The 12,344-nt window shown below is 64.9% G+C and carries 11 protein-coding genes and 5 tRNA genes; 3 read left to right on the forward strand and 13 right to left on the reverse strand.

The annotated features are described in order from the left end of the window. Nucleotides 1–63: 63 nt before the first annotated feature. Genes ACZ9YD_RS02525 through surE form a run of 4 tightly spaced genes read right to left on the reverse strand, consistent with a single transcriptional unit; the run spans nt 64 to nt 2,862 of the window. Complete coding sequence (locus ACZ9YD_RS02525) at nt 64–807, reverse strand: peptidoglycan DD-metalloendopeptidase family protein (RefSeq protein ID WP_465073567.1); 744 nt, start codon at nt 805–807, stop codon at nt 64–66. Then, entirely contained in the window at nt 804–1,388 is a 585-nt protein-coding gene (locus ACZ9YD_RS02530; RefSeq protein WP_465073568.1) for a YqaA family protein, read from the reverse strand. Before ACZ9YD_RS02530 ends, ACZ9YD_RS02525 begins: the two co-directional genes overlap by 4 nt. Further along, nucleotides 1,388–2,083 (reverse strand): protein-L-isoaspartate(D-aspartate) O-methyltransferase, encoded by a 696-nt coding sequence (locus ACZ9YD_RS02535; RefSeq protein ID WP_465073569.1) that lies wholly within the window; start codon nt 2,081–2,083, stop codon nt 1,388–1,390. Before ACZ9YD_RS02535 ends, ACZ9YD_RS02530 begins: the two co-directional genes overlap by 1 nt. Continuing rightward, a complete protein-coding gene (surE, locus tag ACZ9YD_RS02540) occupies nt 2,080–2,862 on the reverse strand; it encodes a 5'/3'-nucleotidase SurE (RefSeq protein WP_310234967.1) in 783 nt (260 codons plus the stop codon). The genes ACZ9YD_RS02535 and surE overlap by 4 nt, the downstream gene beginning before the upstream one ends. Nucleotides 2,863–2,983: 121 nt before the next feature. Between surE and ACZ9YD_RS02545 the strand changes: the two genes are divergently transcribed. Beyond that, nucleotides 2,984–3,556: a Smr/MutS family protein gene (locus ACZ9YD_RS02545; protein WP_465073570.1), complete on the forward strand. Its 573-nt coding sequence runs from the start codon at nt 2,984–2,986 to the stop codon at nt 3,554–3,556. Between the two features lie 11 nt (nt 3,557–3,567). After that, the gene (locus ACZ9YD_RS02550; RefSeq protein ID WP_465073571.1) at nt 3,568–3,924 is read left to right on the forward strand and encodes a hypothetical protein; all 357 of its coding nucleotides are present in this window, start codon (nt 3,568–3,570) and stop codon (nt 3,922–3,924) included. Nucleotides 3,925–4,050: 126 nt separating this feature from the next. Here ACZ9YD_RS02550 and lon read toward each other — a convergent pair whose 3' ends face one another. From lon to ACZ9YD_RS02595, 9 genes are all read right to left on the reverse strand, one after another. Beyond that, on the reverse strand, nt 4,051–6,504 hold the full coding sequence (gene lon, locus ACZ9YD_RS02555) for an endopeptidase La (RefSeq protein ID WP_465073572.1): 2,454 nt from the start codon (nt 6,502–6,504) through the stop codon (nt 4,051–4,053). 221 nt (nt 6,505–6,725) lie between these two features. Continuing rightward, nucleotides 6,726–8,012: an ATP-dependent Clp protease ATP-binding subunit ClpX gene (clpX, locus tag ACZ9YD_RS02560; protein WP_465073573.1), complete on the reverse strand. Its 1,287-nt coding sequence runs from the start codon at nt 8,010–8,012 to the stop codon at nt 6,726–6,728. 113 nt (nt 8,013–8,125) lie between these two features. Further along, nucleotides 8,126–8,752: an ATP-dependent Clp endopeptidase proteolytic subunit ClpP gene (gene clpP, locus ACZ9YD_RS02565; RefSeq protein WP_465073574.1), complete on the reverse strand. Its 627-nt coding sequence runs from the start codon at nt 8,750–8,752 to the stop codon at nt 8,126–8,128. 59 nt (nt 8,753–8,811) lie between these two features. Further along, entirely contained in the window at nt 8,812–10,119 is a 1,308-nt protein-coding gene (tig, locus tag ACZ9YD_RS02570) for a trigger factor (protein ID WP_465073575.1), read from the reverse strand. Between the two features lie 293 nt (nt 10,120–10,412). Then, nucleotides 10,413–10,497, reverse strand: a tRNA-Leu gene (locus ACZ9YD_RS02575). A gap of 273 nt (nt 10,498–10,770) precedes the next feature. Further along, a tRNA-Lys gene (locus ACZ9YD_RS02580) sits at nt 10,771–10,846 on the reverse strand. A 75-nt stretch (nt 10,847–10,921) separates the two neighbouring features. Next, nucleotides 10,922–10,998 (reverse strand) — tRNA-His (locus tag ACZ9YD_RS02585). A gap of 30 nt (nt 10,999–11,028) precedes the next feature. Continuing rightward, nucleotides 11,029–11,105 (reverse strand) — tRNA-Arg (locus ACZ9YD_RS02590). Nucleotides 11,106–11,140: 35 nt separating this feature from the next. After that, nucleotides 11,141–11,217, reverse strand: a tRNA-Pro gene (locus ACZ9YD_RS02595). 157 nt (nt 11,218–11,374) lie between these two features. Here ACZ9YD_RS02595 and ACZ9YD_RS02600 point away from each other — a divergent pair. Then, a complete protein-coding gene (locus tag ACZ9YD_RS02600; RefSeq protein ID WP_465073576.1) occupies nt 11,375–12,136 on the forward strand; it encodes a Bax inhibitor-1/YccA family protein in 762 nt (253 codons plus the stop codon). The last annotated feature ends 208 nt before the right edge of the window (nt 12,137–12,344 follow it).

The raw sequence follows: 12,344 nt of genomic DNA on the forward strand, positions 1-12,344 counted from the left end.
GATCATTGGATCAACTGCTCGCGCTTTGAGCAGACGATCCGCCCGCAAAAGCAGCGGCCGAGATCAACGCGCCGGCAGATACGTCAGCGGATCCACAGGCTTGCCGTTGTAACGGATCTCGAAGTGCAGCATGTCGCGGGCTGCGCCTGTGCGTCCGAGCTCGGCGATCTGCTGGCCGGCGCGAACGCGCTCGCCTTCGTTGACCTTGCGGCTGCGGTTGTGGCCGTAGGCCGTCAGCCACTGTTCGTCGTGTTTGACGATGATCAGTTCGCCGTAGCCGACCAGGCCGGCGCCGGAATAGACCACCACGCCGTCGGCGGCCGCGTTGACGGCCTGCCCGGCCGTGCCCGCGATGTCGACGCCCTGCTTCGTCGGGTCGTTGCCGACATAACGACCGACGATCTGACCAGCGGTTGGCCACTGCCAGCGGAACGGACTGCTCACAGGGGCGGCGGCAGGCGCCTGGGGCGCGGTCTGCGTGGGTCGGACAGCCGGCCGCTGCGCAGTGACACTGCCCGAACTCGCAGGGCGTGCTGGACTCGCGCTGCCGCTACCGGGATACAGACGCAGGCGTTGGCCAGGGTAGATCGTGTACGGGGCGCGGATGTTGTTCCAGGTCGCCAGATCGAGCGCACTGATGCCGTTGCTGGTCGCAAGCCGGTAGAGCGTGTCACCACGCTGCACGGTGACCGACTGGCCCGGACGGGGCGTGGAGGTGGGCGCACTGCCGCCGCCCTCGCGGACCACCGTACTGGAGCCGCAAGCCGACAACAGCCCCAGCGCGAGCAACACCACCAACGTCCTCATCCACGCACCTCCAACCAGACCAGTCCCACGATCACCAGACCCACCATCAACCAGCCGAGCCATTCGATATATCTCTTGAGCACCGGCTCGAACTTCGGGCCACCCCATGCCATCAGACCGGCGACGAGAAAGAAGCGCGCGCCGCGACCGAGCAGCGAACCGACGACGAACGGTAGCAGGCCGACCCCGAGCGAACCCGACGCGATCGTGAACACTTTGTACGGAATGGGGGTGAATCCCGCGATGAACACGAACAGCAGGCCGTGGGCGAGGAACAGCGCCTGGATATTCTCGAATGCCGGCTGCCAGCCCATGCGTACGATCCAGGGCCACACCAGATCCAGCGCGAAATGGCCGATGAGATACCCCAGCAGGCCGCCGGCCACCGAGCCCAGTGTGCACAGCAGCGCATAGCGCCACCACGACTTCGGCTTGGCCAGCGACATCGGCGCGAGCATGACGTCCGGCGGAATCGGGAAGACCACCGATTCGGCGGCGCTCATCAGGGTGAGGTAACGCGGTGCGTGACGGTGGCGGGCCCACGCGAGCGTGGTGTCGTACATCCTTGCAAACAGCTGCATCAGTCCACGTATCCAGACAACAAAGGTACAAACGCGACGGCGGCGACATCCTGCTGCTCGATCTGTCCGTCAGCGTGCCTGCGCAGCACCAGCAGACGTTGCGAACCGGGTGCCCCGACCGGTGCGACCAGCGTGCCGCCCGGGGCGAGCTGCTCGGTCAATGCCTCGACAAGCGCAGGGCCGGCCGCGGTGACGATGATGCCGTCAAACGGGCCGTTCTCGGGCCAGCCGATGCGGCCGTCGTCGTGCTTGCTGCGCACGTTGAGACCCAGCGAGCGGAAGCGCTTGCGGGCGACGCGCAACAGCTCGCCGATACGCTCGACGGTGTGCACTTCAATGCCGAGCGCGGCGAGGATGGTGGCCTGGTAGCCGGAGCCGGTGCCGACTTCGAGCACCCTGCCCGGCATGCCGTTCGCGAGCAGCGCTTCGGTCATGCGCGCGACCACCCAAGGCTGCGAGATCGTCTGGCCGTGACCGATCGGCAGCGCGGTGTCTTCGTACGCGCGCGTGGCCAGCGCCTCGTCGACGAACAGATGACGCGGCACGGTGCGGATCGCGTTGAGCACGCGCTCGTCGGAAATGCCACCACCGGGATGCGCGCCATCGCGCAGGCGCTCGATCAAACGGTCACGCACACGTTGCGAAGTCATCCCGACGCCGACCGCTTCGGGCTGCAGGCGCATCCGCGCCGTCACGCCTGGGTCGCCTTGAGGTCCGCTTCCAGTCCGCCGACCCAGCTGGCGACGTGCTCAAGCGCCTGATAGCGCGTGAGATCAACGTGGATGGGCGTAATCGCGATGTGCTGCGTGCGCACGGCGTGGAAATCGGTGCCGGGACCGGCGTCCTGCTCGGGACCGGCTGCGCCAATCCACCACCAAGTGCGTCCACGCGGATCGTCGATCGACGTGCACGGCTCGGCGCGGTGGCGGTTGCCCAGACGCGTGACCTCGAAGCCGGCGAGTTCGTCCCACGGCACATCGGGCACGTTGACGTTGAGGATCGTGTCGGCAGGGAGCGGATCGGCTTTGAGGCGCGCGACGATCTCGACCGCTGCGCGCGCGGCGGTTTCGTAATGTTTGCCATCGTGGTTGCGCGTGACCAGCGACATCGCGACTGCAGGCAGACCGAGGAAACGCCCTTCCATCGCGGCTGCGACCGTGCCTGAGTAGATGACATCGTCGCCGAGATTCGCAGTGTTGTTGATGCCCGACACCACGATGTCCGGCTCGAGTTCGAGCAGACCGGTGATCGCGACATGCACGCAATCGGTCGGCGTGCCGTGCACGCGCCAGGTGCAGGCATCGACCTGCACGGTGCGCAGCGGCATGTCGAGCGTGAGCGAGTTGCTCGCGCCGGAACGATCGCGATCGGGTGCGACGACAAGCACCTCGTGGCCGGCATCACGCAGACCCTGGGCGAGAATCCGGATGCCGGGGGCGTCAACGCCGTCGTCGTTGCTGACCAGTACGCGCATGGATCGTTCTAGAGGCCCCGAGCCGTCGGACAAGACGGCCATGATACCGGATGCATCTCCCCCACCCCAGTTTGTAGCGTGGAAGACTGCAAGCGCACGCGCGCGCCGCTACGCTACCGGCATGCAACGAGGACGTAATCGCCCCGATCCGCCAGCAGCGCCGTCCGATGACGACGACGATGCCGCGCTGTTCCGCAATGCGATCGGCCCGGTGCGCGAACTGCCGGCCGCGCCGTTGCCGCCGCAGGCGCCGAAACCGCGCCCGTCGACGCGCATGGCCGAACGCGACGACGCGCAGGCACTCAGCGAATTCAGGCAATTGCTGGATGGCCCGCTGCTGGGCGGCGGCGACACGATGCAATACCGCCGCGACGAGATTTCGCCGCGCGTGCTGAAGCGGCTCGGCCGCGGCGAATACGCCGCGCAGGAAGAACTCGACCTGCATCACAGCGATGCACACCAGGCGAGCGCGCTGCTGCGGCTGTTCCTGCGCGATGCGATCGATGCCGGCGTGGGCTGTGTGCGCGTGATCCATGGCAAGGGCCTGAACTCATCGCCCGATGCGCCGATCCTCAAGAATCTCGTCGATCGCCTGCTGCGGCAACGCGTCGACGTGCTCGCGTTCCACAGCGCGCCCGGCGGACAGGGCGGCGCCGGCGCAGTGCTGGTGTTGCTGCGGCCGCGGCAGCGTTGAGCGCGTCACGCGTGGCCCCACGAGGCGCATCCCGAATCAAGGCCCTCGCGATCGCGCTGGGCGTCGTCGCCTGGCTGATTCCGGCACTCGCTCAGGTGTGGATGTGGCTGCGGTACTCGTCCGGCGCGCCATCGCTGGGCCTGCTGTGGATGGCCATGACGTTCGGCTCGTTGCTGCCTGCGTGCGCGCTGTCGACGCTCGGCGCCTGGCTGTGGTGTCGTGCGAATCGCGCTGCACGCATGCGTCCGCGCGCGAGACGTATCGGACTTGCGTTGATCGCGACACCGGCCTGCATGGTGGCGCTGCTCGGCGTCTACGTCGTCGTGAGCATCGTGATCGAACGCCTGAGGCTTCCAACTGCTGCATGACCGCAGGCGAGCCGTTCCGATGAACTGCGCGCTGCACCGACATGCGCACCGTCCACCCCTGCAATGAAAAACGGCCGCCGCTGCGAATGCAGCGACGGCCGTCGGGCTTCAACAGGTACGCGCGACTCAGTGCTTCACGCGCGTCCGCTTGGCACCTTCGGCACGCGGCACGACCTTGCGCGTGGTCTTGCGCTCGACCTTCTGACCGGGCGGCGGCGGCAGCGGACGCTCCAGTGCCAGGTCCAGCACCTCGTCGATGTACTTCACCGGCATGATTTTCATGCCGTCAGTGACGTTCTTCGGGATGTCGGACAGATCCTTGCGGTTCTCCTCGGGAATGATCACGGTCTTGATGCCACCGCGCAGCGCGGCCAGCAGCTTCTCCTTGAGTCCACCGATCGCGGTGACGCGACCACGCAAGGTGATCTCGCCGGTCATCGCCACGTCCGCGCGCACCGGAATTTTCGTCAGCAGCGACACCAGCGTCGTTGCCATCGCGATACCGGCACTCGGACCATCCTTCGGCGTCGCACCGTCGGGCACGTGCACGTGGATGTCGTGCTTCTGCAGCACTTCGAGCTCCACGCCCAGGCGCTCGGCGCGCGAACGCACGACCGACATCGCCGCAGACGCCGACTCCTTCATCACGTCGCCCAGCTGACCGGTGAGGATCAGCTGGCCCTTGCCCGGCACCTGCGTCGCTTCGATCTGCAACAGATCGCCGCCGACTTCCGTCCACGCCAGACCGGTGACCAGACCGACCTCGTTGTCCTGCTCGGCGCGACCGAAATCGAAACGCTGCACGCCCAGATACTTGTCGAGGTTCTTCTCGGTCACCTTGACGGTCTTGATGCCCTTGACCTTGCCCTTGCCCACGGCAACCGGACCGGCCAGCGCGATTTCCTTCACCACCTTGCGACAGATCTTGGCGATCTCGCGCTCGAGGTTGCGCACGCCCGATTCGCGCGTGTAGTAGCGCACGATGTCGCGTACCGCGCCCTCGGACACGGTCAGTTCGCCGGGCTTGAGCCCGTTCGCTTTGAGCTGCTTGGTCATCAGGTAACGCGTGGCGATATTGAGCTTCTCTTCCTCGGTGTAACCCGGAATCCGGATCACTTCCATGCGGTCGAGCAGCGGACCGGGAATGTTGAGCGAGTTGGATGTCGCGACGAACATCACCTCCGACAGGTCCAGGTCGACCTCGAGGTAATGATCGTTGAACGTGTGGTTCTGCTCGGGATCGAGCACTTCCAGCAGCGCCGATGCAGGATCGCCGCGGAAGTCCATCGACATCTTGTCGATCTCGTCGAGCAGGAACAGCGGATTCTTGGTGCCGACCTTGTTCATGCTCTGGACGATGCGGCCCGGCATCGAACCCACGTACGTACGACGATGGCCGCGGATCTCGGCTTCGTCACGTACACCGCCCAGCGCCATGCGGGTGAACTTGCGGTTCGTCGCCTTCGCGATCGACTGGCCCAGTGAGGTCTTGCCCACGCCGGGCGGACCGACGAGGCACAGGATCGCGCCCTTCATCTGCTTCACCCGCGTCTGCACCGCGAGGTACTCGAGGATACGTTCCTTGACCTTCTCCAGGCCGTAATGGTCGGCGTCGAGCACATCCTGCGCGGACTTCAGATCCTTACGCACCTTGCTGCGCTTCTTCCATGGCACGCCGAGCAGCCAGTCGAGGTAGTTGCGCACGACCGACGCTTCGGCCGACATCGGCGGCATCTGCTTGAGCTTGTTGAACTCGGCCTTGGCCTTGGTCTCGACCGCCTTCGGCATGCCGGCCTCGGCAATCTTGCGCGCGATCTCGTCGATGTCGCTCGGCGCATCGTCGATCTCGCCCAGTTCCTTCTGGATCGCCTTCATTTGTTCGTTGAGGTAGTACTCGCGCTGCGACTTCTCCATCTGCGACTTCACGCGGCCGCGGATGCGCTTCTCCATCTGCTGCACGTCGATCTCGCCGTCGACGAAGCCGACCAGCAGTTCGAGCCGGTCGGCGGTATCAGTCGCTTCGAGCAGACGCTGCTTGTCGGCTAGGCGCACGCCCAGGTGCGCGGCGATGGTGTCCGCCAGACGCGCGGAATCGTCGATACCGGCGAGGGTCTGCAGCAGCTCGGGGGGCAGCTTGCGATTGGTCTTGACGTACTGCTCGAACAGGTTCATCAGCGAACGCGCGATCGCCTCGACCTCGCGCGGCTCGCGGGATTCGACCGGCGCGATCCCCACGCCGCTGCCGGCCAGCGCACCTTCGTTGTCGCGGATGTCGCGCAGTCTGACGCGCTCGGTGCCTTCGACCAGCACCTTGATCGTGCCGTCCGGGAGTTTGAGCAGCTGCAGCACCGTCGCCAACGTGCCGACCTCGTAGAGATCGCCGGCATTCGGATCGTCGGTTTCGGCGGACTTCTGCGCCACCAGCAGGATGCGCTTGTCGGCCTCCATCGCCAGATCGAGCGCACGGATCGACTTGTCGCGGCCGACGAACAGCGGGATGACCATGTGCGGGAACACCACGACGTCGCGCAGCGGCAGGACCGGCAGTTCGTGGGTTTCGGGAGTACTGCGTGGGGGCATCGTCGTTCCTCGGTGTGGCGCCGTCCGGCGGGACGGCCCTGGCGGCCGTGCGGTCGCCCTGCACCCGTTTATGGGGCGCGCCCGTCCGGGATGCAAGCGCGTTTGAATTGCCATATACGAAAGCGCCGCGGGCCCGGAGGCACGCGGCGCGTCGTGAAGCGGTCTGCGTCGGAAAACGCGGCCCTGGTGCGTCGCCGGAACGTTTCGTTCCGGCAGTCGACTCAGTCGCCGGACGCGACCTTCTGCTCGGTGGCAGGGGTCTCGTAGATCAGGTACGGCTCGGACTTGTGTTCGATCACCGACTCGTCGACGACCACCTTGCTGACATTCTCCAGCGACGGCAGGTCGTACATCGTGTCGAGCAGCACCGATTCCACGATCGTCCGCAGGCCACGCGCGCCGGTCTTGCGCTTGATCGCCTTCTTCGCAATCGCCGCGAGGGCGTCCTGGCGGAACTCCAGCTCCACACCCTCCATCTCGAACAGCTTCTTGAACTGCTTGCTGATCGCGTTCTTGGGCTCGGTGAGGATCTGGATCAACGCAGCCTCGTCCAGCTCTTCGAGCGTCGCCACAACCGGCAGGCGGCCGACGAACTCGGGAATCAAACCAAACTTGATCAGATCTTCCGGCTCGACATCGGCCAGCACCTTGCCGACTTCCATCTTGCGCTCGGAGCTCTTGAGCTTGGCGCCGAAACCGATGCCGCTGGCGTCCGTGCTGCGCGCCTGGATCACCTTGTCGAGGCCCGCGAACGCACCACCGACGATGAAGAGAATGTTCTTGGTGTCGACCTGGAGAAATTCCTGCTGCGGATGCTTGCGACCGCCCTGCGGCGGCACGCTGGCGACGGTGCCTTCGATGAGCTTCAACAGCGCCTGCTGCACGCCTTCACCAGACACGTCGCGCGTGATCGACGGGTTCTCGCTTTTGCGCGAAATCTTGTCGATCTCGTCGATGTAGACGATGCCCTGCTGCGCCTTCTCGGCGTCGTAGTCGCACTTCTGCAGGAGCTTCTGGATGATGTTCTCGACATCCTCGCCCACGTAACCGGCTTCGGTCAGCGTCGTCGCGTCGGCCATCGTGAACGGCACGTTGAGCAGGCGCGCCAGCGTTTCGGCCAGCAGCGTCTTGCCCGAACCGGTCGGTCCGATCAGCAGGATGTTGGACTTGGCAAGTTCGACCTCGTCGTTCTTGCTGCGGCTCTCGATGCGCTTGTAGTGGTTATAGACCGCCACCGCCAACGTCTTTTTGGCCCGTCGCTGACCGATGACGTACTGGTCGAGCACCTCGAGGATCTCGCGCGGCTTGGGCAGCGAGCTGCGCGCCGACTGCGCCTTCTCCTCGAGTTCCTCGCGGATGATGTCGTTGCAGAGCTCGACGCACTCATCGCAGATGAACACGCTGGGACCCGCAATCAGCTTGCGCACCTCATGCTGGCTCTTTCCACAGAAAGAGCAGTAGAGGATTTTGTTGCTGTCGCCGGAACGACCCTGACGGTCTTCGCTCATGCCTTGGCCAAATCTGTATTGCGGTTTCGTTTCGAGAATAGCACAGCGTCCAGCGCCTCCAACTGGAGGGCGCCGTCACGCAGATGCATGTTGGATCAAGCGTTTAGCGACGATCAGGCTGCAGTGATCGAGTCTTCGGGACGACGCTCGAGCACCTGGTCGACCAGACCGTACTCGCGTGCCGCCTGCGCACTCTTGAAGTTGTCACGCTCAGTGTCGCGGGCGATCGTCTCCAGCGGCTGACCCGTGTGGTGGGCCATGATCTCGTTCAGGCGCTGCTTCATCGACAGGATTTCCTTGGCGTGGATGTCGATATCGGTCGCCTGGCCCTGGAAGCCGCCGAGCGGCTGATGGATCATCACGCGCGAGTTCGGCAGCGCATAACGCTTGCCCGCAGCGCCCGCCGAGAGCAACAACGCGCCCATGCTGGCCGCCTGGCCGATGCAGATCGTGCTGACGTCCGGCTTGATGAACTGCATGGTGTCGTAGATCGCCATGCCCGCCGTGACGATGCCGCCAGGCGAATTGATATACAGGTTGATGTCTTTCTCGGGGTTTTCCGCCTCGAGGAACAGCAACTGGGCGACGATCACGTTCGCCATATGGTCGTCGATGCCGCCGACCAGGAAGATCACGCGCTCCTTCAACAGGCGCGAATAGATGTCGTACGCGCGCTCGCCGCGGCTGGTCTGCTCGACCACCATCGGCACTAGGTTGAGGGCTTTCGTCTCGATGCTCATCAATCAATTCCCGTCGGTGGAGCGTCCGGCCCACATGGACCGGACGGGGTGCGCGTGGTTCAGCCCTGCGGGCCGATCGCGTCCTGGAAGCTCAGCGACTGCTCCGTGTGCTTGGCGCGCTCGGCGATCCAGTCGATCACCTGCTCTTCCATCACGCGGTTCTGCAGTCCCGACATCAGCTGGGGGTCGTTGCGGTACATCTCAATGACCTGCTGCGGCTCCTCATACGTCGAGGCGATCAGACGCATGGTCTCGTTCACGCGCTTGGGGTCGAGCTTGAGCTGGTTGCGACGGGCGACCTCACCCACCAGCAGGCCGACGGTCACGCGCTTGCGCGCCGGCTCGAGGAATTCGTTGTGCGCATCGTCGGCGACGGTCGGGTTCTGGCCGTTGCGACGGGCCTGCTCCACGGTCTGGCGCAGCAGCGATTTGGCTTCGGACTCGACCAGCTTCGGCGGCAGCTCGACGTGCGCGAAGGCCGCGACCAGCTGCTCGCCCACTTCACGACGCAGACGGTTCATCAGCGCCCCCTTGAGCTCGCGCTCCAGGTTGCTGCGGATCTCGGTACGGAACTGCGCCATCTCGCCGCTCTTGACGCCAAAGCTGCGGATGAAGGCCTGGTCGACTTCGGGCAGTTGCTGCTCGGAGACCTGCTCGACCTTGACGTGCACGGTGGCCTGCTTGCCGGCCAGCTGCGGCACGCGCCAATCGGCGGGGAAGCTGACCTCGATCGCCTTCTCGTCACCCTTGGCCAGACCGATCAGCGCGTCCTCGATCTCCGGGTACATCGCACCCGAACCGAGCACGGTGACGCCGCGCTCGGCGCCTTCGGCCGGCAGGCGCTCGTCGCCGATCTGCGACCACGTTTCCACGTCGGCCGCATCGCCCTTCTGCGCGCCACGCGTGACCGCGCTCCAGCTGCGGCGCTGCAGGCGCAGGTTCTCGATCATGCGATCGATGTCGTCTTCCGCCACTTCGGCGGTGTGACGCACGACTTCCAGATTCTCGAGCTCGATGGCACCGAAGTCCGGCACGATCTCGAAAGTTGCGGTGAACGCGAGTTCGCCCTCACCCGCCTCGCCTTCCGGCGCGATGCGCGGCTGGCCAGCGATCTGCAGCTCGTTCTCGCGGATGGCCTGATCGAAGCCCTCGCGCAGCAGACGGTCGAGCTCTTCGGCACGGACCTGCTCGCCGAAGCGCTGCTCGACGACCTTGGCCGGCACCTTGCCCGGACGGAAGCCCTTGAGCCGTGTGGTCCGCGCGATTTCGCGCAGACGGCCACCGACCTGGGTCTCCAGGCGTTCGGACGGCACGCGGAACGTCATCTTGCGTTCCAGGCTACCCAGCGATTCGACCGAAACTTGCATATCCACTCCTGCGCTTGCGGACGGTGCCGCATGACATCTGACTGTTGGGAATTGGTTCTGAACTCTGCCGGCCGCCCATTCCAAGGAGGCGGGCGACGGAACGGACTAGTTTGGCGGATTCGGGGCGTGGCCGCCACCGCTGCCGGTGCACCGGCCTGAAGACCGCCCTCTTTGACGATCGCATTGCTGCCGACCGGCGTGGCGCCAGGACATCGTCGACGGCGGGATAGCGCGCAGCGCCGCAGGACACGCGCCTGGATCCGCCCGTCCGCAGCGGCCGGTTCCCTTCGAGATGGTGCGAAAGGGGGGACTCGAACCCCCACACCTTGCGGTACCGGCACCTAAAGCCGGGGCGTCTACCAATTCCGCCACTTTCGCTCCGCGCCCGCCGAAGACGAGCCGCGGCATGTTAGTCCATCAACCCGGCGTTTTGGCAGCGGCGCGGTGAAGAGCGCACTGGTGACGCCGGATAGGTTTGCCTGATGCATCGACAGGCATGCCGGAGCGTGCGAATCATCGGTTCGCGCCAGAGCGAACGCCATGCGCGCTGCGCATGCCCGGACCTGCGCAGCAGGCGAACCGGAGATTCGGATCCGGCCTGCAGACGCCGGAAACGAAAACGCCCGGCCGAAGCCAGGCGTTTCGTGTAACTGGTGGGCCGTCAAGGATTCGAACCTTGGACCTATTGATTAAGAGTCAACTGCTCTACCAACTGAGCTAACGGCCCGATGAAGCGGGCGCGCATTGTAATAAAACTTTGCGCGCTTGGGCAACACTTTTTGTGTGTTGTCCGGTGAAGCAATGGGGTGGAAGACGGGATTTGAACCCGCGACCCCCGGAATCACAATCCGGTGCTCTAACCAACTGAGCTACATCCACCACAGAAACCTTGTCTCGTACCGCGGGACGTGGCGCGCCCGACAGGAATCGAACCTGTAACCCCCGACTTAGAAGGTCGGTGCTCTATCCGGTTGAGCTACGGGCGCCAGTGCGTCGAATGATAAACGCGGCTGGTACCCGATGGTCGGGGTAGAGGGATTCGAACCCCCGACATCCTGCTCCCAAAGCAGGCGCGCTACCAGACTGCGCTATACCCCGCCGGAACAAGCGGTCGAACCTGACCCCGACACGGCCAGGACCGTACGAAGTGCGCAATTGTACGACCGCCGCGCGTGCTGTCAATGCAGTGCAGCATGCCGATCCACGTGTATCCTCCTTTCCGATCCGAATCCATGGACAGACAGGGGCTTACACCATGCGCAGCGGCAATCCCGCACTGAAGGAATCCACGTTCCTCGATCTCGCCAGCGGCAGTGTTGTTTCGCGCGACGGCGAGACGATGACGCTCAATGGCACCGTCAACAAGACCGGCTTTCTCCTGCTGTTGACCGTCCTCACTGCCGCCTTCGCGTGGTCGCAGGTCGAATTCGGCGTCGACGGCCGTCCGCAACCGGGTTTCGGCATTTACATGTGGGGTGGCGCGATCGGCGGCTTCATCCTGGCGATGGTCACGGTGTTCAAGAAGGAATGGGCGCCGGTCACCGCGCCGGCCTATGCGCTGGTCGAGGGCTTCTTCCTCGGCGCGATCTCGGCGATGTACAACTTCATGTACGAAGGCATCGTGCTGCAGGCGGTGATGCTGACCTTCGGCACGCTGTTCGCGTTGCTGTTCGCCTATCGCACGGGTCTGATCAAGGCCACCGAGAACTTCAAGCTCGGCGTCGTAGCCGCGACCGGCGGCATCGCACTGGTGTATCTGGCGACGATCGCGCTGGGCTTCTTCGGCATCTCGATCCCGTTGATCCACGAGTCCGGCCTGGTCGGCATCGGTTTCAGCCTGTTCGTGATCGTCATCGCCGCGCTGAATCTGGTGCTGGATTTCGACTTCATCGAAACCGGCGTCGAACAGGGCGCGCCGAAGTACATGGAGTGGTACGGCGCGTTCGGCCTGATGGTCACGCTGGTGTGGCTGTATCTCGAGTTCCTGCGCCTGCTGTCGAAGCTGCAGTCGCGCTGACCCCTGGCGCGCAGCACAGAAAAGGCGCCGAAAGGCGCCTTTTTTTGGCTCCAGGCGCAGGGCGCGCAGCGCGACGTCGAAGAAAGGCCCGTCTTTGCGTCTTGATGCCGCCCCCTCACCGTCCGCACGAATGCGTGGTGTCGACTGCTGCGCCTGCCATGACAGGGCGGATCGGGCGCAAGAGCGCGCCAGCATCGCCCCGCCCGGC

The sequence above is a fragment of the Luteimonas sp. AC640a genome (assembly GCF_979256585.1).

What these genes read in the sequence shown, in the direction of transcription:
- ACZ9YD_RS02525 (WP_465073567.1), bottom strand. Translation starts at nt 807, where the DNA reads ATGAGGACGTTGGTGGTGTTGCTCGCGCTGGGGCTGTTGTCGGCTTGC.
- ACZ9YD_RS02530 (WP_465073568.1), bottom strand. Translation starts at nt 1,388, where the DNA reads ATGCAGCTGTTTGCAAGGATGTACGACACCACGCTCGCGTGGGCCCGC.
- surE (WP_310234967.1), bottom strand. Translation starts at nt 2,862, where the DNA reads ATGCGCGTACTGGTCAGCAACGACGACGGCGTTGACGCCCCCGGCATC.
- ACZ9YD_RS02545 (WP_465073570.1), top strand. Translation starts at nt 2,984, where the DNA reads ATGCAACGAGGACGTAATCGCCCCGATCCGCCAGCAGCGCCGTCCGAT.
- lon (WP_465073572.1), bottom strand. Translation starts at nt 6,504, where the DNA reads ATGCCCCCACGCAGTACTCCCGAAACCCACGAACTGCCGGTCCTGCCG.
- clpX (WP_465073573.1), bottom strand. Translation starts at nt 8,012, where the DNA reads ATGAGCGAAGACCGTCAGGGTCGTTCCGGCGACAGCAACAAAATCCTC.
- clpP (WP_465073574.1), bottom strand. Translation starts at nt 8,752, where the DNA reads ATGAGCATCGAGACGAAAGCCCTCAACCTAGTGCCGATGGTGGTCGAG.
- tig (WP_465073575.1), bottom strand. Translation starts at nt 10,119, where the DNA reads ATGCAAGTTTCGGTCGAATCGCTGGGTAGCCTGGAACGCAAGATGACG.
- ACZ9YD_RS02600 (WP_465073576.1), top strand. Translation starts at nt 11,375, where the DNA reads ATGCGCAGCGGCAATCCCGCACTGAAGGAATCCACGTTCCTCGATCTC.